Source organism: Ewingella americana ATCC 33852 (assembly GCF_000735345.1).
GTDB lineage: Bacteria > Pseudomonadota > Gammaproteobacteria > Enterobacterales > Enterobacteriaceae > Ewingella > Ewingella americana.
The window spans coordinates 12,956-34,862 of record NZ_JMPJ01000054.1; the positions used below are offsets into that span (position 1 = coordinate 12,956).

The window sequence follows — 21,907 nt, forward strand, 5'->3', positions numbered from 1 at the left end:
CGCTAAGGAACCGCCGATGTCCGCCAAAATCCGCTGTGCCATTCTTGATGATTACCAACAGGTTGCCCTCTCCTACGCGGACTGGTCATCGCTGGAAGATAAAATCGAAACGCAGGTGATTAGCCAGCATATTGCTGATGAAGATACGCTGGTCAAGAGCCTAGCTGACGCCGAAATCGTGGTTATCATGCGCGAACGCACGCCTTTTACCGCCGCCCTGTTTGCCCGCCTGCCCAAGCTTAAACTGCTGATCACCTCAGGGATGCGCAACGCCTCCATTGACCTTGATGCGGCGAAAAAGCACGGCGTCACGGTATGCGGAACCGGCAGCGGCGGCAGTGCGCCGACGGAACTGACCTGGGGGCTGATCCTTGGTTTGGCGCGCCATCTGGTGACTGAAAATAACGCCCTGCGCGGCAATGGACCGTGGCAGAGCACCGTCGGACTAGGCCTCAGTGGCAAGCGTTTGGGTCTGATTGGTCTGGGTAAAATTGGTCAGCAGATGGCCGACATCGGACAGGCGTTTGGCATGAAAGTGGTGGCGTGGAGCCAAAACCTGACCGCCGAACGCGCCGAGCAACACGGCGTAGAACTGGCCGCCAGCAAAGAAGCCCTGCTGGCTACCAGCGACGTGGTGTCAATTCATCTGGTACTCAGCGATCGCAGCCGTGGGTTGCTCGACGCCGCAGATCTCGCCCTGATGAAACCTTCCGCCCTGCTGATCAACACCTCGCGCGCCGCCATTGTTGACCAAGCAGCGCTGATCGCCGCGCTGCAACAGGGCAAAATTGCCGGGGCGGGTCTGGACGTGTTTGACGTCGAGCCACTGCCCGCCGACCACCCTTTCCGCTCGCTGCCTAACGTGCTGGCAACGCCGCATATTGGTTATGTCTCCGACGGCAATTACCGCATCTATTTCAGCGAAGCAGTGGAGAACATCGAGGCATTTTTGGCCGGTAAACCGATCAGAGTGCTGTCAGCGTAAAAAAATTATCGCCGTGGTTTAAGTCTGGCTCCCAGTGAGCCGCTTTGTCATAAGGTTACTCTCGACCACGGCGTATAATATGAATCAGCAAGTGAGTTCCTTCCTGCACCAGTTGGAGACGTTGGCGCAGGAAATGAATACCTATCGGGATATCCGCTCCGTAGAAGCACTGCGCCAACTTGTATGTCACCACGCGGCACTGCTGGAAAACCGCCCACAGACCGTGCTGGTTATCGATGAACTATGCCACGCATTTGAACAGGGACTTACCGGCGAAAATCTGCAACCGCTGCTGATTGCGTTGGCTGGCTACAGCCCTAGCCTAGGCCTGTGTCTAAGACACACGGTGAGCGACAGTCTCTCTCGGCGTGTATGGCTTGAAGAAAAATATCAGCAATTATTCCACGATGGCACAGTGAGCACGCTGATTGCCGGTTCATCCTATGCCTTTTGGGGAATACCCGACTTTCTGTTACCGCAGAGTTTGAACCTGTCTTTGCCCTGCCTCGACCTCAACCATTCCTTTAGCGTGGTGCAGCAAACAGTCGAGATGCCGTCCATTCGCCAATACATCATCACCGTCGGTGTACACGATCTCTACCGCGACATCAGCCTAGAAACCAATCCACTCGCCTGCGATATCTATCGCATGATGACACGCTTTTTCAGCCCACCTCGGCCAGCCAATAGCAACCAAAAGCACCATCCCGCGCTGATTAAACAGGTGTTAGAAGATCAGCATCAGAAGTTAATAAGCACAGAAGCTGAGCCACGGCAAACCTCAGCAGCAATCGCTCAACAGCGCGCCATCGAACACTCACACTTCGCGAAATATACCGCTTCGCTGCAAGCCAACCGTCAGGTGCTGACCGACATGCTGTCACTGGCGGAGAAACATCGCAAAACGGTGCGACTGGTTATCTGCCCAATGCCGCGGGAGTATCGTCAGGTTTTTTGCGCTGAAATGTACCACTCCACTCGCCAGATATTGGCAAACAGCGTGCTTTCCACCCGCCATCAGTTTATCGATTTATACGATCATCCTGACTTTGAACACGACGACTTTCGCGATGGTTTCCATCTGAATTTCCACGGAGCCAGCAAGCTGGCGCTGAAACTGGCTAAGGCTACAAACCACGCGGTGGTGGTGACTACGGAGGGCTACTGATGAAAAAACTCACGCTGTATTATGGTCGGCAAGGCAACAATGCCCTTACCAAGCTGGTGCATTACCTGCGCCAGCCTGTCAGGGAAGATAGCGTTACCCTGATGGCGCTCCCCGAGAACACTCTGCACGTCAAGCAGCTCGCCACCCGCAATACGCTGTGGTTCAACCCACTGGGCGGCAGCATGGAGGAGATAATTACCCAGCTGTGCATGGTGATTAACGCCGCCAATCCGCTCAGGCTGGAAATTCATATTGACCTGTTGGCGTCGAAAGATGACCTGCTACTGCTGCTCAAACAGCTGTGGTCGCGCTTTGGTCGCCAGCGTTTGCAGCTCTGCCTGTATGATGACAGCGTGCCGGGCATTGATGAGCGCATCGCCATCGCCCATCTGCCTAAAGACAAGCTGCGTCAGGCCGAAAACGTCTACACTCAGGCTCTCGAACAGAGCCTGACGGCGGAAAATCCGATTGTTAGCGCACAGAACTGGAACCCGCTGCTGAACTACCTTTGGCATCGGCTATGCCCAGCCAGCTACCACCTGACGGATGAAAACCTGCTGCGTTTTTACGACATCCCCTTTTTCAACCGCCTGCTAAAGCTCACGCCGCGCGCCACGCCACTCACGGCAGAGCAGCAGCAGACTTTACAGCAACTGGCGGCGCCACAAGCTTTCGTCAATTCGCCGTCATTGCTGCCTTACACGCCAAGCAACGCGCAATTCATCAAATTGCATGCGTCGATGGGTGACTTGGTCTTCGGGCTGGGTGCTATCAAGGCTCTGTGGCAGCAGCAAACCCAGCCCAGAGTCTTGATCACCAGCAAGGCGTATCATCCGCTGGCGCTGGCAAACCCTTATGTTGATGAGGTGTGGGACGTGGACTCGGTGACCACCGAGCAGTACTTCCAATTACGCTTTGCCCAAGAGCAGCAGCGCTACCAGATCTGGGGCAAATGGGAGCATTTCATCTCTGGGCTGCATATGACCGATGCCTTTCTTGGCAAAGCCGCGCAGCGAGTCAGCGCCGAGGATAAAACCGTGGAGCTGGAAACCAGCCAGCGCGACAGCCAAACGGTGGATGACTTCATGGCAGAGCACCAGCTCGATGGCCAGCGCGTGGTGCTGTTGCACCCCAATATCGGCGCGCCAAATCGCACTTGGCCCGCCAGTCAGTGGCGCGATATCGCCCACATGATGTTGGAAGATGGCTGGCAGGTGGTGGTCATAGGCAGCAGTCACAATAAATACGCCTACAAGCAGATGCTGGCGCTGGATAACCCGCAGCTGGTCAGCGCCGTGGACCGTTTTTCGGTGTTTGAAACGCTGGAGCTGATGAAGCGCTGTAACCTGCTGATCGCCACGGATTCCGGGCCTATCGCGCTGGCCTCCGCCACGGATATCGCCATTTGCGGCATCTATTCGATTCTGCCGGGCGAGCGCCGTTTGCCCTATCGCCACGGCGTCGCGGGCTGGAACGCGCTGGCGATCAATCTCGGCTGCCAGTACAGCCCGTGCGCCGATTTAATGCTCGAACCAGCCTTTTATCAGGACGTTTTGAAGCAGCCTTACGTGCGGCCAACCGGCGCTTCATTTGCCGACTGGTGTCCGAACGCCGAACAGTATGGCTGCCTGAAGCACTATTCTGCGCAGCAGCTGTTTGCCGACGTAAAACGCTTCGTTGCCTCGAAGGATTTTATCCCTCACCCACCCGCCTGATGGCTGCCTGTGAACTGCCCGCAACGCGCGGGCAGGCTTATTCTTAAGTGAAATTCCGTTATCCACCCTGCATTTCCACATCTGTCAGTTGCCAGCGGCAAGCATTCATGACCATTATGTAAATTCCATTTACATTCAGTTACTCCCAGATGATTAACGTTGCTCTGATTGATGACCACGTGGTAGTTCGCTCCGGCTTTGCACAGCTGCTGGGGCTGGAATCCGATATCCAAATTGTCGGCCAGTACGCCTCGGCGGCTAATGCTTGGTCGTCGCTGCTGAAGATGAACATTGACGTGGCGGTGATGGACATCGCCATGCCGGATGAAAGCGGGCTGAGCCTGCTGAGTCGCCTGCGCCAGCAGCGGCCCAATTTCCGCGCCATTATTTTGAGCATTTACGACACCACCGCCTTCGTGCAAAGCGCGCTCGACGCCGGAGCCAGTGGCTACCTGACCAAGCGCTGCGGGCCAGAAGAGCTGGTGCAGGCGGTGCGCACGGTCCACGCCGGTGGCCGCTATCTCTGCTCCGACGCCCTGCTGGCGCTGCGCCAAAGCCAGCAAACGCCCAAGGCGCTGCAAAGCCTAACGCCCCGCGAGCGTGAGATTTTCGACCTGCTGGTTAACGGCCTGAGCGTCAAGGCGATTGCCGAACAGCTGGAGCTGAGCCACAAAACCGTGCACGTCCACCGCGCCAATATCCTCGGCAAACTCCAGTGCGACACCACCATCGAACTGGTGCATTTCGCCATTCAGCACAGCCTGCTTGCCTAATGAGAAAGCTCGGTCTCACCCTTTTTCTGGCGATTTTCTACAGCCTGTGCTGGCTGGCGCTCTGGTCTATCAGCTTCTACCTGACCCAAAACGGCCAGCAGGCGATGTTGCTGCTGCCACAGGGATTGCGGCTGGCGCTGATGACCCTGCTGTCGCGGCGCTACTGGCCCGCCATGCTGCTGTCAGAGGCGGCCATTGGCGTTTGGCTGCACAGCGAACAGCTGCAAACTCACTGGATCATGCTGCTGTCGCCCTTGCTCAGTTTGCTCCCCGCTGCGCTGGTGCAGCATCTGTGGCGGCGTTTTACCCTGTATTGGCAACGGCTGTTGCTTCTGCTCGGGGCAGTGGCGGGAAACAGCCTGTTGCAGATGGCGGTGCCGGGCCTGTGGCTGAGCGCGCCGCTGAGTCAAACCCTGCTGGCCTCCTTCACCGGCGGGATTTTGCTGACGCCTTTTATCTATCTGATTTACGAATATCTTAAACAGCAGCATCTGCAAAACCTGCTGGCGCAGGAGATCCCCGACCCGCCTCTGCGCACCTCGCTGCTGATTTGGTGTTCGCTGTTCTTCGCCCTCGCCGTCTGTCTCCAGATGAGTCTGGCCCCGGAAGTCGAGCGCCTGCTGATCATTCTGGTGTTTCTGCCCAACGTGGTGATGGCTTACGCCTTCGGCTGGCAAGGCGGCGTGCTGGCGGCGGTGCTCGGCAGCCTGATGATCACCGTCACCCGTCAGATGAGCGGCGCGTTCCACGATTTGCTCGAACTGGAGCTATTCCTCTCCACTCAGGCGCTGCTTGGCATTGGTCTAGGGATCGCCATCAGCCGCCAACAGCAGCTGGCGTCACATCTTAATCGCTACCGTTTGCAGCTAGAACAGGAGCTGGACACCCGCCGCCAGCTCACCGAGCGGCTGGTGCATACCGAGGAAGCCGTGCGCAAAGAGATTGCCCGCGAGCTGCACGATGAAATCGGCCAGAACATTACTGCCATTCAGATTCAGGCGATGCTGGTGGACAGAAGCCCGCACGGCCCGGCCACTCACAGCGCGGCGAAGCAGATTGGCGAGCTGTCGCAGCGCATTCATCAAACTACCCGTCAGCTTCTGCGCCAGCTGCGCCCGCCGGTGCTGGACGAGATGTCGCTGGATAAAGCCCTGCACCATCTGGCCGACGAGTTCGCCTTCCCGCAGCAGGGCATTGATTTCCAACTCGACTACCGGCTGTCGGAGCTACCGCGCGACGAAACCCTGACCTTCACGCTCTATCGGCTGGTGCAGGAGTTGCTCAATAACATCAGCAAGCATGCCGCCGCCACGCGGGTCCACATCAGCCTGACCAAGCAAGAGTCCATGCTGGTGCTGGAAGTGAGTGACAACGGTGTGGGCTTTGCTCATCCGCTAAAAGAGGGATTTGGGCTGCGCGGCATTGAAGAGCGAGTGCGCGCGCTGGGCGGCGAATGGCTGCTCGAGCAGCGTAACGGCACCCACATAATTGTTAAGTTGCCCACAGATTTGCAAAGAACTCGCCCCTGACTAGGAATAATTCCTAGTCATCTAAAACCTTGTCTCATCCGCTGCAAAAATCACCTGCCTACACTCGGCGCATAAGGTTGGAGTAAACGATGTCCCAGATGTCAGCCTCACTTGTCGACAAAAACTATCGCTACTGGCGAGTTCACCTGCTGCTGTCGATGGTGATTGGCTACGCCGCGTTCTATCTGACGCGCAAAAGCGTCAATTTCGCGATGCCGGTGATGCAACTGGAGCTTGGCCTGACCAAAGGCGACATCGGACTGCTCGGCACGCTGTTTTATCTGGCTTACGGCAGCTCGAAGTTTGTTTCGGGCATTTATAGCGACAAGACCGGGGCGCGCTGGTTTATGGGTGTCGGCCTGCTGATGACCGGGGTGCTGAATATCCTGTTCGCCTTCTGCCATTCGCTGACCGCGCTGCTGGTGGTCTGGACGCTAAACGGGTTCTTCCAAGGCTGGGGATGGCCGCCGTGCGCCCGACTGCTGACCCACTGGTATTCGCGCAATGAGCGCGGCTTCTGGTGGGGATGCTGGAACACTTCGATCAATATCGGTGGCGCGGCGGTGCCCCTACTGTCCGGCCTTCTGGCCTCGATGTGGGGCTGGCAGGCGGCGCTGCTGGTGCCGGGCGTGGTGGCAATAGTGATTGGCCTATGGCTGTGCCGCCAGCTGTGCGGCACGCCGCAGCAGCAAGGTTTGCCGACTGTGGGCGCGTGGCGGCGCGACCCGCTGGAGCTGCGGCAGGAGCAGCAAAGCCCGCCGATGAGCATGACGCAAATTTTGCGCCAGACCATTTTGCAGAACCGCACCATCTGGCTGCTCGGCGTCTCTTACGTGCTGGTCTACCTGATCCGCATCGCGCTGAATGACTGGGGCAACATCTGGCTGGCGGAGAATCATGGCGTCAATTTGCTCAGCGCCAACGCCACGCTGTCGCTGTTCGAGCTAGGTGGACTGCTCGGCGCACTGTTCGCCGGATGGGGTTCCGACCTGCTGTTTCGCGGCCAGCGCGCACCGATGATTTTGCTGTTTTCGCTCGGACTGTTCGTCACGGTCACCGCCCTGTGGCTGGCGCCGGTCCACCATTTCGGCCTGTTGGCCCTGAGCTTTTTCAGTATCGGATTTTTTGTTTTCGGCCCGCAGATGCTGATCGGGCTGGCAGCAACAGAGTATTCACACAAAGACGCGGCGGGCACGGTGACTGGCTTTCTCGGGCTGTTTGCCTATCTCGGCGCGGCGCTGGCGGGCTGGCCGCTGGCGGTGGTGATGCAGCATTACGGTTGGTCCGGCTTCTTCGCCGTGCTGACGCTGGCTTCGGCCTGCGTTGGGTTACTGCTGATGCCGATGATGATGGCGGGGATCAGTAAGCGCGAACTGAGCGCCGCGCCGCCGGACATATAACAAGGTTCTGTCCCACAACATAAGAAGAAAAGGTAAAACACCATGAAAAAACATCTCTCTCCTACCCTCTACAAATACTCGCTTTTGGCCGCCGCCGTGGCCCTCACCGCCTTCACCGGCGCGGCTCAAGCTAAGGGCCGTCTGGTGGTGTATTGCAGCGCGACTAACGCCATGTGTGAAGAAGAAACCAAAGCTTTCGGCGAGAAGTACGACGTGAAAACCTCGTTTATCCGCAACGGCTCCGGCAGCACGCTGGCAAAAGTCGAAGCAGAGAAAAAGAACCCGCAGGCTGACGTCTGGTACGGCGGCACGCTGGACCCGCAATCTCAGGCCGGTGAAATGGACCTGCTGCAAGCCTACAAGTCGCCGAACCTCGAGCAGATCATGCCGAACTTCCGCGACCCGGCAAAACGCAAAGGCAACTACTCTTCTGCGGTGTACATCGGCATTCTGGGCATAGGGGTGAACACCAATCGCCTGAAAGAGAAAAACCTGCCAGAGCCAAAGTGCTGGAAGGACCTGACCAACCCGATTTATAAAAACGAAATCCAAATTGCTGACCCGCAAAGCTCCGGCACGGCCTACACCGCGCTGGCGACCTTCTCCCAGCTGTGGGGCGAGGATCAGGCTTTCGACTACCTGAAACAGCTCAACGGCAACATCTCCCAATACACCAAGTCGGGTATCGCCCCGGCCCGCAACGCCGCCCGTGGTGAAACCGCGATTGGCATCGGCTTCTTGCACGACTACGCGCAGGAGAAAGAGAGCGGCGCACCGCTGAAGCTTATCTCCCCGTGTGAAGGTTCCGGCTATGAAATCGGCGGCGTCAGTATCTTGAAAGGCGCGCGCAACCTCGACAATGCCAAGCTGTTCGTCGACTGGGCGCTGTCCAAAGAGGCGCAGGAACTGGCGTGGAAGAAAGGCCAGTCCTATCAAATCCTCACCAACACCACGGCTGAAACCTCGCCAAACTCGCTGAAAATGAGTGACCTGAAGTTGATCAACTACGACATGGACAAGTACGGCGCGTCCGATATGCGTAAGGCGTTGATCACTAAGTGGGTTAATGAAGTGAAGATGGGCAAAGAGACCCAGTAAGGTCCGCGCTGCCTAAAACTCCTTCTCCTCTCAGAGGAGAAGGCTGGGATGAGGAGTGGTTTTAAGGTGCCGTGCGTCCACGCGGCCCACCCCAAACCCCACCTAACCTCCCCTTCTGAAAGGGGAGGGATTAAAAGCGAATGCCATAACAGCTCTTTTTTCTTTCAACACCTAAAACGTGAGGGGACAACATGTCTCATACACTCAGCCTGCCTGATATCCAGCGCCGCGACCCGATTTTCGCGTGGTTGGGGCTTATCCTGCTGGCTTTTGCACTGCTGCCAGCATGGAGCCTCGACTATGGCTTGCTGGAATCGACTTCGGACGAAATTCTGGCGGCTTACGGCTGGTCGGGACTGAACGTCAGCCTGCTGTGGCTGCTGTTACCTATGGTTTTGCTGTTCCGCCCGCGCCAAGCGCAGCGGCTGGAAGCGCGCCGTCGCCACCAGTTCGACGCCGCATGGTCAGTGTTCTGCGCGCTGTTTATGATTGTCAGCGCCACCTTAGTCGGACGCGGTCTTGGCTATGGCAGCATCGGCATTTTCATTGCTCTCGGCGCGGTCTGCACGCTGGCGCTGTCACGCCTTGAATGGCTGGGCGGCGACCGTTTTGTGCTCGGCTCGCTGATTTGCATCATCGCCATGATTGGCGTGTTTATCATCTTCCCGAGCATTGCGATTTTCATCCCGATGTTCACCAACGACGCCGGAGAATTTGCGCCGCTGGCCTTTATGGCGGTGATCGGCCAGTCGCACATCTTGCAGGTGATTTGGAACTCCTTCCTGCTCTCGGTGGCGGTAGGCATTGGCTGTACCTTCTTCGGATTGGTGCTGGCGATTTACACCACGCGCATTGCCAAGCGTTCGGCCATTATTGGCCGGGTATTCTCGATTCTGCCGATTGTCACCCCGCCGTTTATCGTCGGGCTGGGCGTCACGCTGATGATGGGCCGCTCGGGCTATGTCACTGAATTTATGGCTAACTGGTTTGGGCTGACCAACACCAACTGGCTGTACGGCTTTACCGGGATTTGGCTGGCGCAGGTCTTAGCCTTCACGCCCATGGCCTTTATGATCCTCGACGGCGCGATCAAAACCATTCACCCCTCGCTGGAAGAAGCCTCTTATACCCTGCGCGCCAGCCGCTGGCAGACCTTCCACCGCGTGTTCCTGCCGCTGCTAAAACCGGCGCTGGCTAACGCCTTCCTGATTGTTATCGTGCAGTCGCTGGCGGACTTCAGTAACCCACTGGTGCTGGGCGGCAACTTCGACGTGCTGGCGACGCAAATCTACTTCTACATCACCGGCGCGCAGCTCGATTATCAGGCCGCCAGCACCCTCGGGGTGATTTTGCTGGTGTTTTCGCTGCTGGTGTTCTGCGTGCAGTACATGTGGATTGGCAAACGCTCCTACGTCACCATTTCTGGCAAAACCTCCCGTGGCGACGTGCAGCCGCTGCCGGTGACGCTGGTATGGGGCGTGACGCTGCTGCTGGCTATCTGGGTCGCCTTCAACGCCCTGCTCTATGGCAGCATTTTCTACGGCAGTTTCACCGTCAACTGGGGCGTGGACTACACCCTGACCTTCGCCAACTTCACCAAGCTATTTGGTCAAGGTTTTAGCGACGGAGCATGGCCTTCGCTGCTCGACACCCTGCTCTATGCCGGTATCGCCGCGCCAATCACCGCGCTGTTCGGCCTGCTCATCGCCTACATCGTGGTGCGCCAGCAGTTCCGTGGCAAAAAGACCATCGAGTTCAGCACCATGCTGTGCTTTGCGGTGCCGGGCACCGTGGCGGGTATCTCCTATATTCTGGCCTTTAACAGCGCGCCGGTTTACCTCACCGGAACCGCCGCCATCGTGATCATTTCGATGGTGATGCGTAACGTGCCGGTAGGCATCCGCGCCGGTATCGCCGGGTTGGGCCAGTTGGACAAATCCCTCGACGAAGCCTCACTCAGCCTGCGCGCTGGCTCGATGCGCACCGTGATGTACATCCTGCTGCCGCTGCTGCGCCCGGCGATTCTGTCGGCGCTGATTTACAGCTTCGTGCGCGCCATCACCACCGTCAGCGCGATTGTTTTCCTGGTGACGCCGGACACCCGCGTCGCCACGGCCTACATCCTTAACCGCGTGGAAGACGGCGAGTACGGCGTGGCTATCGCCTACGGTTCGATTCTTATCGTGGTGATGCTGGCGATCATTTTCATCTTTGACTATCTGGTTGGCGAAGCGCGCATTTCCCGCTCCAAAGCCAAAACCGGCCAATAATTCTGGAGTGAGCTGTTATGACAACGATTCTGCAAGCCGAGCGCAGCGCGCCGGTTGAAACCACCAAAAGCTTTGTTGAACTGAAAGGCGTCGCCAAGCGCTTTGGTCACAATACCGTGCTGGAAGGTCTGGATCTGGCGATCCCCAAAGGCAAAATGGTCACCCTGCTCGGCCCGTCCGGCTGCGGCAAGACCACCGTGCTGCGCATGGTTGCCGGGCTGGAGAAGCCGACCGAAGGCCGGATTTTCATTGATGGCGAAGACGTTACTGACCGTTCCATTCAGCAGCGTGATATCTGCATGGTGTTCCAGTCTTATGCTCTGTTCCCGCACATGTCGCTGGGTGAGAACATTGGCTACGGCCTGAAAATGCTGGGGCGGCCAAAGGCGGAAATTCGCGAACGAGTGCGCGAAGCCCTCTCTCTGGTGGATTTAGAAGGTTTTGAAGACCGCTACGTGGACCAGATTTCCGGCGGCCAGCAGCAGCGCGTGGCGCTGGCCCGTGCGCTGATCCTCAAACCGAAAGTGCTGCTGTTCGATGAGCCGCTGAGTAACCTCGACGCCAACCTGCGCCGCAGCATGCGCGAGAAAATCCGCGAGTTGCAGCAGCAGTTCAACATCACCTCGCTGTACGTCACCCACGACCAGAGCGAGGCGTTTGCGGTATCCGATACCGTGCTGGTGATGAACAAAGGCAAGATTATGCAGATTGGCGCGCCGCAGGAGCTGTATCGCCAGCCCGCATCGCGCTTTATGGCCAGTTTTATGGGCGACGCCAACGTCTTCCCGGCCGACCTGCATCGCGAAACGGTGGAGATCTTTGGCTACCACATCCCGAAACCGGCGGGCTTTGCCGACGGGCTGCAACAGTGCACGGTGGGGGTTCGCCCGGAGGCCATCACGCTCGGCTTACAGGGTGACGACAGCCAGCGCTGCACCATCACCCACGTCGCCTACATGGGGCCGCAGTATGAAGTGACGGTAGACTGGAACGGCCAATCGCTGCTGTTGCAGGTCAACGCCACCCAGCTACAGCCGAGCGCCGGGGACCAGTTCTACCTGCAAATCCACCCTTACGGCATGTTCGTTTTAGTGTAAGAAAGCCGCCGTTAGCCCTCCAGCGCGAAGACTAACGGCACAATCACTTGGGCGGCCACCGGCTGGTCGCCCTGCTTCGCCGCAATAAACTTCCAACGCTTCACCGCCGCCACGGCCGCCTCGTCGAGGCGCGGATAGCCACTCGACTGGCTGACCACCACCGACGCCGCCAGCCCGCTGGCGCTGACTTCCACCCGCAATCTCACCGTGCCCTGCTCGCGCAGCTTTTTCGATAAACGCGGGTAGTCCGGCGCGGGGTTATTTAAGTAAGCCGCGCTGAACTGCGGCGGCGTCACTACTTTGCCGACCGCCGGGGTTTTGCTGACGGCCGGAGCCTTGGGCGCAGTGACGGGTTGTGTCTCGTGCTGTGGCTGGGGTTTTGGCTGCTGTTTTGGCTTCTCGTCATGCACTGGGCGCGGCTTGGGCTTTTCCACCTTCGGCAGGCTTATTGCCGCCTTCTCCACCACCGGCGGCGGCGTTTTCTCCACCGGCTTGACCGGCTCTGGCGGCGTGGGGATTGGCTCATGCTGAGGCTCTGGGGCCAGTTGCACCATTTCTACCTCCATCAGCGGCGCGGTAATCTCAGCAACCTGTGGCGGGTTCATCCGCAGAAACAGCAGCAGCCCGAGATGCAACAGCAGGACCGCTGCTGCAATAATCAGCGTTTTCAGGCCGCGTTTCGGCATGGGAAATTCTCCGGAAAAGGCGGATTCAGCTAACATGCTGCCGCCGATAAAGCAGGACGGCCAGCCACGGGCCGCCGAGAAGCGTTGCCATCAACCCTGCGGGTAACTGGCGTGGATAGAGCAGATTGCGGCTCAGCCAGTCGGCAAAAATCATCAGCAGCGCGGCAATCATCACCGCCAGCAGCAACTGGGCCAGTGGGCGTCGCGCCCCAAGCTGGCGGGCGATGTGCGGGCCGAGCAGGCCGATAAACGACAGCGGCCCGACAATCAGCGTCGCGACGCCGGTCATCAGCGCCGCCAGCGCCATGACCGTCAGGCGGGCGCGCTGAGTGCGTAAACCCAGCGAGTGCGGCACCGACTCCAGCGGCAACAACAGCAGGTAGCGGCGCACCAGTGGAGTCAGCAGCAATAGAAGCAGCGCCAGAGCCAGCGCGGCGGCGGCCATCGGCGTGGTGACGTAGTAAGTCGAGCCGGTCATCAGTTGGCGCAGCATGTTGGCCGCCATGCCGTTGTTGGTCATCACCACTCCTGCCACCGACTGGAAAATCGCGGTGATCGCCAAACCACTGAGTAGCACGCGCTGCGGGGTGAATCGGCCCTGTCGTGCCGTCCACAGAGTCAGTAAAAGCGTGATAAACGCGCCGAGCGCGCTGCTCAGCATCATGCCCGTAATTCCGGCTGTTGGGATAATCAGCAGCATCAGCGTAATACCCAGCGACGCCCCCGCGCCAATCCCCAACAGCTCAGGGCTGGCCATCGGGTTGGCGGTCACTCGCTGAATAATCACCCCGGCGGCCGCCAGCAGCACCCCGGCCGACATCGCGGCAATCATCCGTGGCAGGCGGAATGGCAGCAGCGCCAGCACGTCGTGCCACGCGTCCCAGTGCCAGCCGTGCAGCGTGCGCCCCACCGCCAGCGACAGCACAATGCTCGCCACCAGCAGCAACAGCACCAGGCCAAAGCGTGGCTTGAGAATGCGCGCCTGACTTTGCGCCACCGTCTCCTTAATAGCTTGCAGCGAAATACTGCGGATGCGCGGCAGATACCACAGCAGCAGCGGGCCTCCGGCCAGCGCGGTCATCATGCCGGTCGGCAGCAGCATGCCGTTAATCCCCGTCAAGCGGCTGACGCCCTGATCGGTCAGCCACAGCAAGCCTCCGCCAATCAGCGGCGACCAAAGCAGCCGTTGGCGCAGCTTGTGCGCTCCTGCTAGCGCCGCCAGATGCGGAGCCGCCAGCCCGATAAAGCCAATCACCCCAACGGCGCTGATAACCAAGCTGCTGATCGCCAGCGCGCTGAGGATAACCACGCTGCGCACCGCCACCGGCGACATGCCGAGGGAGCGCGCGACCTGCTCATTCAGCGCCATCAGGCTCAGCGGCCGCAGCATCAGCAGCACCGGCACCACGCAAATCGCCAGACGCGGCAGCAGCCAGAGCAGCGTCTGGCTGTTCTCCTGCAGCAGCGAACCGCCGCCCCAGATGAAAATCGCCGCCAGCGACTGGTCGTAAATAATCGATAAAAGCAGAGAGACTGAGCCGCAATAGAGATTGACCAGCATCCCGGCGAGGATCAGCGCCAGTGGCGAAAACGCCTGCCGCGACGCCAGCACAAACACCAGTAACATGGCCACCAGCGAGCCGCCCATGGCGAACCATTCGCGGCCCCACGCCAGCCACGCCGGAGCCGCGAGACTGACCATGGTCAGGGCCAGCGTGGCGCCGGATGCCACGCCGAGGGTCATGGGTTCCGCCAGCGGGTTGCGCAGCGCCTGCTGCATCACCACGCCGGTAAAGGCCAAGGCCATGCCGCAAAGGATCGCCATCCACTGGCGCGGCAGCCACATGTCATGGGCAATAATCGGCTTGGCACACGCCAGCAGGCTATCGGCGTGCCAGAGCTGGCTCCACTCGGACAACGGCAACAGCTGTGAAAGCTGCTGCACGCTGAGCAGCAGCGCAGCGAGATAGAGCAAGATACACAGCCACAGCGGCGAGTTTTTCAGTAAAGAGGTGGCGGTGTGCGCCGGGCTTGTCAGCGGGATTTGGCTCATGCGCGACCTCGCCGTTGCAGGCCCAGCGCCAGAGATTCCGCAAAGCGCACGGCGGTGATCAGCGCGCCGTTTTGCGGCAGGCCGTCGGGCAAGGTGATGCAGTTTTCCGGCTGCAAAAGCGGCAGGCTGCGCCACAGCGCCGAGCCGGTAATGTCGCTAATATCAGGCTGCGGATAGGAAGGCAGCAGCACCACGCGGCCACGGCCTCCGGCGGCGAGTTGATCCACCGAGGTCATGGCGAGACCCTGCGCGCTGGTCGCCAACTGGCTGGCATTTTTCAGGCCGAGGCGCGTTAGCACGTCATCAAACAGGCTGCCCTTGCCAAACAGGTACAGGTGCAAAATCTCCAGCGGATGGGCCAGATAGAGTGGCGTGTCGGTGTAAGGCTGAACCGCCAGCCGCGCCTTTTCCATCCGCGCATTCACTGTGGCGATGATCTGCTCGGCTCGCTCAGGCTGCCCCAATGCACCTGCCATTTGGCGCAAATTAGCCTGCGCCTGCTCGAGCGGAGAACTGCTGTAAGTGTTGAGCACCAACAGCGGCGCAATCTGCTCCAGTTGGGCTTTCGCCATCAGATGGCCGGGCGTCACCAGCAGCAGCGTCGGGCGCAGCTCGCGCAGGGTTTCAAAATTAGGTTGGAATAGCAGGCCCACGTCGGCGACGTCGGCAGGCAACGCGGGTGCGCTATACAGGCGGCGATACCACTGTGGCGCGGCCACGCCGACCGGCACCACGCCGAGCGCCAGCGCCATTTCGGTCAGCCCCCAGTCGAGAACTACCCAGCGCGGCGCGGGTGCTCCGGCGGCCAAGCTACAGAGAGGGGAAAGCCCCGAGCTTGCGCTCAGGGCCAGTGCGAGTTGCAGAAACTGACGACGATTCATGCTTACCACTGATAGCTCAGGGTCGCCAGATATTGGCGGCGCAGGCCGAAGTGACAACCATTGTCCTGACAGTAGTTCAGGTACTGCTTGTCGGTCAGGTTTTGCACGTTAAGCGCCAGTTGCCACGCCTGCCAGCGGTAGCGCGCAACGGCGTCGAACACCGTGACGGCTGGGACTTTTAGGCTGTTTTGGCTGGTGGCATAACTGGTGCCAACATAGCGCGCGCCGCCGCCGAGGGTGACACCATCAAGTAGGCCCGGCAGCGCGTATTCGGTCCACACTGTCGCCGTCTGGCGCGGAATTCCCACCGGATCCTTGCCCTGATTGCCAGTATTCGACGCCGTGACTTCCGGGTCGGTATAGGCATAGGAGCTGCTCACCAGCCAGCGCGAGGTGATATTGGCTTTGGCTTCCAGCTCAAGGCCGCGCGAACGAATTTCGCCAGTCTGCACCGAGAAGTTCGGGTGATCCAAGTCCGCCGTCAGCACGTTTTGCTGGGTCAGGTCATACAGCGCCGCGGTGAATAAGGCGTCGAAGCTTTTCGGCTGATATTTGATCCCCACTTCCGACTGTTTGCCCTTAGTTGGGCGGAAAACATCGCCGCTGAAGGTGGTTCCGGCCTGCGGCTGGAATGAGGTGGCGTAGCTGACATAAGGCGCGATGCCGCTGTCGAACAGGTACATCAGCCCGGCGCGGCCGGTGGTGGCGTAGTCGGTTTGCTCTTTACGCGTGTCGTTATCCAGATCGTTGCTGTGGCTTTCAGCTTTGTCATAGCGCCCGCCGAGGTTCAGCAGCCACCGATTCCACTTCATCTGGTCTTGGGTGTAAAAGCCGGTTTGCGACATATACAGCCGCGAATGGTCAGTCAGCGCCGGAGTCTGCACCGGCGTGCTGTAATCCGGGTTGAGGTAGTTAAGGTCAGAAGCATCGCCGTAGCCGCTGTTTTGCGTCAGGTCGTCATGCACGTAATCCACGCCGAACAGCATGTCGTGATCCACCGGGCCGGTGTCGAACTTGGCCTGCAAATGGGTATCGACGTCGAAGTCTTTTAGCTTCTCATTAATGTGCATGCTGTAGCGATTCACCTCCGGCGCGTTGGCAACCACGCCAAACGGATAAACCATGGTGTAGTCGCTGCGGGTCTGCATGTAGCGCAGGTTCTGGTGCAGGGTCCAGACATCATCGAAATGGTGCATGAACTCATAACCCACGCTCTCCTGCGAACGGCTGTAGCTGTCAAAGCCCGGCTGGCCGCCGTAGAAGTTGTCAGAGATTTTGCCATTCGGGTTATTCACCAGCGTGCCTTCGACCGGCAATTGGTTGAAGAAACCGGCGTCCGGGTCTTTGCGGAACTGGCTGAGGAAGGTCAGGCTGGTGTTGTCATCGGGCTGCCACGTCAGGGCCGGAGCGATGTCGTAATGTTTATACTTGGTGTGATCCACCTGCGTGTCGGACTTTGACGCGGTGCCGGTCAAACGCCCGAGCCAGTGCTGATCGTTGTCCAGCGCGCCGGACAGGTCCAGCCCCCCTTCGGTCAGATTGTTGTTGCCGGTGGTGACATAGATTTCATGCAGCGGGTCCGCCGTCGGCCTTTTGCTGACCAAATTCACCACCCCGCCCGGACTGGCTTGGCCGTAAAGCACCGAGTTCGGCCCTTTGATCACTTCAATCTTATCCAGCAGGTAGGCGTCGTAGTTCGGGCGCGACCAGTAGGTCACGGTCGGTAAACGCAGCCCGTCGAGGTATTCATCGGCATTGAAACCGCGAATGATGATGGTGTCGAAGCGGGTATCCGCCCCACCCGCTTCCGACTGCACGCCACCCAGATAGCGCAATGCCTGCGACACGTTCTGCGCACCCTGCGCGGCAATCTGCGCCTGCGTTACCACCGAGACGCTCTGCGACGTTTCAATCAGTGGGCGGTCACTTTTGGTCGCGCCGCTGGCTTTCTTGGCGACAAAATTGGTGCTGTCGTCACTGTCCGCCGTCGAGGAAACCGTCACTGAAGGCAGCACCGTGGTCGCGGCAGCGCTGGTCTGATTTTGTTCTGCTGCCTGCGTTTGTCCTGCAATCAATGTCATCAACAGCGCCGCGCTGAGCGGTTTAAGCTTAAACCCGAATTTACCCTGCATGTGTGTCCCCGAAAATAAAACAATGACTCAATAATGAGGATACAAATGATAATCATTAAGTTTTAATTGAACAGAGGACGGGATAGAATGCTTGCGATGTTTGTTCGGGAAATAGCGCGAAACAGACAGAATTCGGCGAATTTGACGCAATTGATGAGCGATTGTTGGAAATGGACAAAATCTGGCGCAAAGGTTACGGGGTGGAGATACCACCGGCGGCCCCGCAGTTAGTGGCCCGCAGTCATTTTTACAGCAATCAGTCTCGCGAGAACTGGCATTCTCACTCCGCCGCGCAGCTGCTGTTTTGCACCCAAGGCGTGATACGCGTCCTGACCCCGCAGGCCTCGTGGACCCTCGGCCCGATGCGCGCTATCTGGCTGCCGTCTGACTGCCAGCACGAGCTGCACGCCCTTGGCGACATCACCACTTTCAGCCTGTATCTCGACCCGCATACCGCAAGCTCATTGTGGTTAAAATGCCGCACTTTGCAAGTCAGCCCTCTGCTCAACGAGCTGATACAGGCGCTGCTGGTCGGGCAATCTGCTACGCCGCCGAATGCCGCCCGCACTGCTCTTATCACCCCACTGTTACTCGACGAGTTGCGTCAGGCGCAGAACAGCACGGTGTGTAATTTGCCGCTGCCGACCGATCGCCGCCTGCGCAATATCTGCGAGCTGATGCTGGCGACGCCGGAAAATAATGACACGCTGGAGCTGTGGGGTAACAAGGTGGGAGCCAGTTCGCGCACCCTCGCCCGGCTGTTCCGCGAGCAGACCGGCCTGACTTTCGCCCAGTGGCGACAGCAGCTAAGACTAGCGGAAGCCGTAGGCCAGTTGGCTCAGGGCCAGACGGTGATGGCTATCGCCAATCAGCTGGGTTATCACAGCCCCAGCGCCTTTATCTCGATGTTTAAGAAGTCGCTGGGAGACACGCCGCAGCGCTACTTGCGCGCGTGAGTCTCAGAACCTTTTATCCGTCACTCAGTAAAAATGAGTATTAAGCGTTTTTAACCGTTCGTGATATTTAACTATTCGTGATAAAAATATTCATTCGAATAGTTACCTCGCTATTAATACCAATAATTATTGCCTGACCCTCGGCAGGGTTTCCCCATTGCCGCCGTCAGCAAAATAGTGATTTTCAGGAACTGACCATGCCCCCACACCCCGAAAACTCGGCGTCGTTACTGCAACACCGCTCATTTGTCGCCTTCTGGATAGCCCGCGCGGGTTCCAGCTTCGCATTCCAAATCTTATCAATCGTGGTCAGTTGGCAGATCTATTCGATCACCGGCCGCGCCTTGGATCTTGGCCTCATCGGCCTCGCGCAGTTCTTGCCGTCGGTGACGCTGGCACTGGTGGCGGGTCACGTCGCGGATCAGTTTGACCGTCGGCGCATTGTGCTGCTGGGACAGATTGTCGAATGGCTGGCGATTGCCACGCTAGCCGGGCTGGCCATCACCCAGAACATCAATGAAATCAGTATTCTTGGGCTGATTTTTCTTATTTCGACCGCGCGCGCTATGGAAGCCCCTTCGATGCAGTCCATGTTGCCCGCGCTGGTGCCGCCGTCAATGCTGGCCCGCGCCATGGCTGCCAACGCGGTGGCTGGGCAAGCGGCGGCCATGGTTGGCCCGGCGATTGGCGGCTTCTTGTATATCGCTGGTTCAGGTACCGCCTACGCGGTGTGCGCCGCGCTGTACCTGCTGTCGATTGTGATGGTCAGCCGCTTGCAGTACGAGCAGGCCCAGCCGAAGCGCGTTCCGGCCACCTTCGCCACGCTGTTTGCCGGCATTCGCTTTATTCGCAATCGCAAAGACGTGCTGGGCGTGATTTCCCTCGACCTGTTCGCCGTACTGCTCGGCGGCGCGACCGCGCTATTGCCGATCTTCGCCAAAGATATTCTGCACACCGGCCCTTGGGGCCTTGGCCTGCTGCGCGGCGCTCCGGCGGTGGGCGGGCTGCTGGTCGGCTTCTGGCTTAGCCGCCGGTCGATGACCCGCAACGTTGGCATGATCATGTTTATGTCAGTGGCCGGTTTTGGTGTCGCCACCGTGGTATTTGCCCTGTCGAGCACCCTGTGGCTGTCAATTATTGCCCTGTTCTTCCTCGGCGGCTTCGACATGGTGAGCATGGTTATTCGCGGCGCACTGGTGCAGCTCGACACGCCGGACGAGATGCGCGGGCGCGTCAGCGCTGTGAACTCGATATTTATCAACACCTCGAATCAGCTCGGCGAGTTTGAATCTGGGCTGTTGGCCGCGTGGCTGGGCGCAGTGCCTGCTGCCGCGCTCGGTGGTGTCGGCACCCTCATCGTGGTCGGCCTGTGGATGACCTGGTTCCCAAGCCTGCGCAAAAGACAAAAGCTTGAAAATGAGAAGCCGGAAGAAAGCCCGGCGGCCCAGCCTGCCTCGGTCTGATTCTGCCCACCATACAAAGCAAAAGGCCCTGTCGTTGCTGAAAGGGCCTTATTTATTTGGTGCTTTTACAGCGGCTTATTTGCTTTCGTTGGCTTTGATTTCGCCCATCGCTTTCAGCTTTTTAGACATCTCGCGGCGTTCTTTTGACAGGTCAGCATTACGGATGATGTAGTCATCAACGCGATCTTCATAGTCGCCGCGCATGCTGGCAATAATCGCCTGAATTTCGTCGATGCTCATACCCTGTTTGATGTAATCGCTCAGGTTGTCGAGCAGCAACACACGTTTCTGGTTATCACGGATTTTCTTTTCGTTATCAGCAATTTCGCGTTGCAGTTTGTTCTTGCGGCGGAAAATTCGTACGAACTCCAGTACGTCATGGAAACTCGGCTTGTTGATATTGTCCATTTTAACACCTTCGATTAAGTTACACAGATTCAGTGACTAACTGCCCGGAACGTAGGTTACAGCGTAGCAGGAAAAGCCTGCGCGTTCAGAACGAAAGTCCAATAGGTTTATCTTACCCGTTTTCATGGGCAGACAAAAATGCCATCACGCTTTCTCCAGCGGATTGGCGGGAATTTGCACCTCTTCCTTGCGCATAGTCATGGTTATCAGGTCTCCCAGCGCCTGCAATTGCTCGGCAACCTGCATGCTCAGCCACACATAGCCGTAGATTGGCGCTTCCAAGTGCTGGCTGGCGTTCATCTCTTGCATCAGCTGTTTCAGCTCTTCCACTGACTCATTCAACTGATGATTAAGCGCGCCTTCATCACCTTTCGTGCCATTGAGCAGCATATCACTGAGCTTTTCCAGCGAGTCGAGCATCAGCAACTGCGCGCTGCGCAAGCTGCGGGCGTTGAGCATCAGGTAGTGACTTTCGCGGGAACTCCAGTAAGCATCAGCCAGTAATTCTAGTGTACACAATAGGTTACGACTTAAGGTCTGGATGGCGTCGAAGACTTCACGCGGGATATGCGACTCTTTGCTGGCTGGCGCAAACAGCGCACGCATCTTCACCATCTGGTTCATGGATTTTTTCAGCTTACCTTCCAGATGCGGCCTTTCCAGCATGTTCGGCGACAGCCAGGCGCTATAAAGCTTATTCAGCGAGGTCAGGTAATCCGCCATCTGCATGCGCCAGTGAATAAAGGCGCGCTGCGGGTAGATACTGGCGAAGAACAGCGCCAGCAGGGAGCCAAATACCACGTCCCCCGAGCGCCACAGCGCGGTATGCATGTCCCCCGGCCCCGCGCCGCACACCACCGCCAGCGTCACGCCAATCAGCAACGCCATATAAGGCCGCTTGCCGAGGGTCAGATAGCCACTGACGAACATCACCACGCCGCACCACATCAGCATCAAAGGCAGAGAATAAAGCTCGAGCCAAAGCGCAATCAGCCCGGACGCCGAGCCAAAAACCGTGCCCGCGATACGCTCCGCCACGCGCTGTAACACGTTGCCCCAGAAGGAGATCGGCCCCATCACCACCACTAAAGTGATCAGCGGCCAGGTGCCTTCGGGGATCTCGGTCAGGCGCACAATCAGGAAGGTCAGAATGAACGCCAGCGCGATCCGCAGTGCGTGCGTGATGCGGTAATTGCTATAAATCACGTTATCCAGCGGCGAGATTTTCTTGTCCAGACGCATGCGGTGCCCATTCAAAAAGCGGAAGAATCGATGGCGGGTAGTTTAGCCGAG

17 protein-coding genes are annotated in these 21,907 nt (G+C 58.6%); 11 read left to right on the top strand and 6 right to left on the bottom strand.

Going from position 1 to position 21,907, the window contains the following annotated elements; all coding sequences use genetic code 11:
* The first annotated feature begins 16 nt into the window (after positions 1–16).
* The 9 genes from GEAM_RS11400 (at position 17) to fbpC (ending at position 12,035) form a co-directional block, all read left to right on the top strand.
* Positions 17–985: a D-2-hydroxyacid dehydrogenase family protein gene (locus tag GEAM_RS11400; RefSeq protein WP_034791547.1), complete on the top strand. Its 969-nt coding sequence runs from the start codon at positions 17–19 to the stop codon at positions 983–985.
* A 79-nt stretch (positions 986–1,064) separates the two neighbouring features.
* A complete protein-coding gene (locus GEAM_RS11405; RefSeq protein WP_034791549.1) occupies positions 1,065–2,153 on the top strand; it encodes a hypothetical protein in 1,089 nt (362 codons plus the stop codon).
* Positions 2,153–3,868 (top strand): glycosyltransferase family 9 protein, encoded by a 1,716-nt coding sequence (locus GEAM_RS11410; protein ID WP_034791551.1) that lies wholly within the window; start codon positions 2,153–2,155, stop codon positions 3,866–3,868. Before GEAM_RS11405 ends, GEAM_RS11410 begins: the two co-directional genes overlap by 1 nt.
* A 149-nt stretch (positions 3,869–4,017) precedes the next feature.
* Complete coding sequence (locus GEAM_RS11415; protein ID WP_034791553.1) at positions 4,018–4,641, top strand: response regulator transcription factor; 624 nt, start codon at positions 4,018–4,020, stop codon at positions 4,639–4,641.
* On the top strand, positions 4,641–6,170 hold the full coding sequence (locus GEAM_RS11420) for an MASE1 domain-containing sensor histidine kinase (protein ID WP_034791555.1): 1,530 nt from the start codon (positions 4,641–4,643) through the stop codon (positions 6,168–6,170). Before GEAM_RS11415 ends, GEAM_RS11420 begins: the two co-directional genes overlap by 1 nt.
* An 89-nt stretch (positions 6,171–6,259) precedes the next feature.
* Entirely contained in the window at positions 6,260–7,570 is a 1,311-nt protein-coding gene (gene uhpC, locus GEAM_RS11425) for an MFS transporter family glucose-6-phosphate receptor UhpC (RefSeq protein ID WP_034791557.1), read from the top strand.
* Positions 7,571–7,612: 42 nt separating this feature from the next.
* Positions 7,613–8,668, top strand: coding sequence for an ABC transporter substrate-binding protein (locus GEAM_RS11430; RefSeq protein ID WP_034791559.1), 1,056 nt, complete (start codon positions 7,613–7,615; stop codon positions 8,666–8,668).
* Between the two features lie 191 nt (positions 8,669–8,859).
* Positions 8,860–10,938 (top strand): ABC transporter permease, encoded by a 2,079-nt coding sequence (locus tag GEAM_RS11435; protein WP_034791561.1) that lies wholly within the window; start codon positions 8,860–8,862, stop codon positions 10,936–10,938.
* A gap of 17 nt (positions 10,939–10,955) precedes the next feature.
* Positions 10,956–12,035 carry a ferric ABC transporter ATP-binding protein gene (gene fbpC, locus GEAM_RS11440; RefSeq protein ID WP_051899484.1) on the top strand — a complete coding sequence of 360 codons (1,080 nt, stop codon included), beginning with the start codon at positions 10,956–10,958 and terminating at the stop codon, positions 12,033–12,035.
* An 11-nt stretch (positions 12,036–12,046) separates the two neighbouring features.
* Here fbpC and GEAM_RS11445 read toward each other — a convergent pair whose 3' ends face one another.
* From GEAM_RS11445 to GEAM_RS11460, 4 genes are read right to left on the bottom strand one after another with little or no spacing between them, the layout of a single operon-like run.
* The gene (locus GEAM_RS11445) at positions 12,047–12,721 is read right to left on the bottom strand and encodes an energy transducer TonB (RefSeq protein WP_051899485.1); all 675 of its coding nucleotides are present in this window, start codon (positions 12,719–12,721) and stop codon (positions 12,047–12,049) included.
* Between the two features lie 25 nt (positions 12,722–12,746).
* Positions 12,747–14,774: a Fe(3+)-hydroxamate ABC transporter permease FhuB gene (fhuB, locus tag GEAM_RS11450; protein WP_051899486.1), complete on the bottom strand. Its 2,028-nt coding sequence runs from the start codon at positions 14,772–14,774 to the stop codon at positions 12,747–12,749.
* Entirely contained in the window at positions 14,771–15,655 is an 885-nt protein-coding gene (locus GEAM_RS11455; protein WP_034791562.1) for an ABC transporter substrate-binding protein, read from the bottom strand. The genes fhuB and GEAM_RS11455 overlap by 4 nt, the downstream gene beginning before the upstream one ends.
* Positions 15,656–15,657: 2 nt before the next feature.
* The gene (locus GEAM_RS11460) at positions 15,658–17,787 is read right to left on the bottom strand and encodes a TonB-dependent siderophore receptor (RefSeq protein WP_034791564.1); all 2,130 of its coding nucleotides are present in this window, start codon (positions 17,785–17,787) and stop codon (positions 15,658–15,660) included.
* 170 nt (positions 17,788–17,957) lie between these two features.
* Here GEAM_RS11460 and GEAM_RS11465 point away from each other — a divergent pair, with 170 nt between their 5' ends.
* On the top strand, positions 17,958–18,743 hold the full coding sequence (locus GEAM_RS11465) for an AraC family transcriptional regulator (RefSeq protein ID WP_034791566.1): 786 nt from the start codon (positions 17,958–17,960) through the stop codon (positions 18,741–18,743).
* 197 nt (positions 18,744–18,940) lie between these two features.
* Complete coding sequence (locus GEAM_RS11470) at positions 18,941–20,206, top strand: MFS transporter (RefSeq protein WP_034791568.1); 1,266 nt, start codon at positions 18,941–18,943, stop codon at positions 20,204–20,206.
* Between the two features lie 75 nt (positions 20,207–20,281).
* Here GEAM_RS11470 and tmaR read toward each other — a convergent pair whose 3' ends face one another.
* Positions 20,282–20,614: a PTS system regulator TmaR gene (gene tmaR / locus GEAM_RS11475; protein WP_034791570.1), complete on the bottom strand. Its 333-nt coding sequence runs from the start codon at positions 20,612–20,614 to the stop codon at positions 20,282–20,284.
* Positions 20,615–20,758: 144 nt separating this feature from the next.
* Positions 20,759–21,856 (bottom strand): FUSC family protein, encoded by a 1,098-nt coding sequence (locus GEAM_RS11480; protein WP_034791571.1) that lies wholly within the window; start codon positions 21,854–21,856, stop codon positions 20,759–20,761.
* Positions 21,857–21,907 lie beyond the last annotated feature (51 nt).

What these genes read in the sequence shown, in the direction of transcription:
- GEAM_RS11400 (WP_034791547.1), top strand. Translation starts at nt 17, where the DNA reads ATGTCCGCCAAAATCCGCTGTGCCATTCTTGATGATTACCAACAGGTT.
- GEAM_RS11405 (WP_034791549.1), top strand. Translation starts at nt 1,065, where the DNA reads ATGAATCAGCAAGTGAGTTCCTTCCTGCACCAGTTGGAGACGTTGGCG.
- GEAM_RS11410 (WP_034791551.1), top strand. Translation starts at nt 2,153, where the DNA reads ATGAAAAAACTCACGCTGTATTATGGTCGGCAAGGCAACAATGCCCTT.
- GEAM_RS11415 (WP_034791553.1), top strand. Translation starts at nt 4,018, where the DNA reads ATGATTAACGTTGCTCTGATTGATGACCACGTGGTAGTTCGCTCCGGC.
- GEAM_RS11420 (WP_034791555.1), top strand. Translation starts at nt 4,641, where the DNA reads ATGAGAAAGCTCGGTCTCACCCTTTTTCTGGCGATTTTCTACAGCCTG.
- uhpC (WP_034791557.1), top strand. Translation starts at nt 6,260, where the DNA reads ATGTCCCAGATGTCAGCCTCACTTGTCGACAAAAACTATCGCTACTGG.
- GEAM_RS11430 (WP_034791559.1), top strand. Translation starts at nt 7,613, where the DNA reads ATGAAAAAACATCTCTCTCCTACCCTCTACAAATACTCGCTTTTGGCC.
- GEAM_RS11435 (WP_034791561.1), top strand. Translation starts at nt 8,860, where the DNA reads ATGTCTCATACACTCAGCCTGCCTGATATCCAGCGCCGCGACCCGATT.
- fbpC (WP_051899484.1), top strand. Translation starts at nt 10,956, where the DNA reads ATGACAACGATTCTGCAAGCCGAGCGCAGCGCGCCGGTTGAAACCACC.
- GEAM_RS11445 (WP_051899485.1), bottom strand. Translation starts at nt 12,721, where the DNA reads ATGCCGAAACGCGGCCTGAAAACGCTGATTATTGCAGCAGCGGTCCTG.
- fhuB (WP_051899486.1), bottom strand. Translation starts at nt 14,774, where the DNA reads ATGAGCCAAATCCCGCTGACAAGCCCGGCGCACACCGCCACCTCTTTA.
- GEAM_RS11455 (WP_034791562.1), bottom strand. Translation starts at nt 15,655, where the DNA reads ATGAATCGTCGTCAGTTTCTGCAACTCGCACTGGCCCTGAGCGCAAGC.
- GEAM_RS11460 (WP_034791564.1), bottom strand. Translation starts at nt 17,787, where the DNA reads ATGCAGGGTAAATTCGGGTTTAAGCTTAAACCGCTCAGCGCGGCGCTG.
- GEAM_RS11465 (WP_034791566.1), top strand. Translation starts at nt 17,958, where the DNA reads ATGGACAAAATCTGGCGCAAAGGTTACGGGGTGGAGATACCACCGGCG.
- GEAM_RS11470 (WP_034791568.1), top strand. Translation starts at nt 18,941, where the DNA reads ATGCCCCCACACCCCGAAAACTCGGCGTCGTTACTGCAACACCGCTCA.
- tmaR (WP_034791570.1), bottom strand. Translation starts at nt 20,614, where the DNA reads ATGGACAATATCAACAAGCCGAGTTTCCATGACGTACTGGAGTTCGTA.
- GEAM_RS11480 (WP_034791571.1), bottom strand. Translation starts at nt 21,856, where the DNA reads ATGCGTCTGGACAAGAAAATCTCGCCGCTGGATAACGTGATTTATAGC.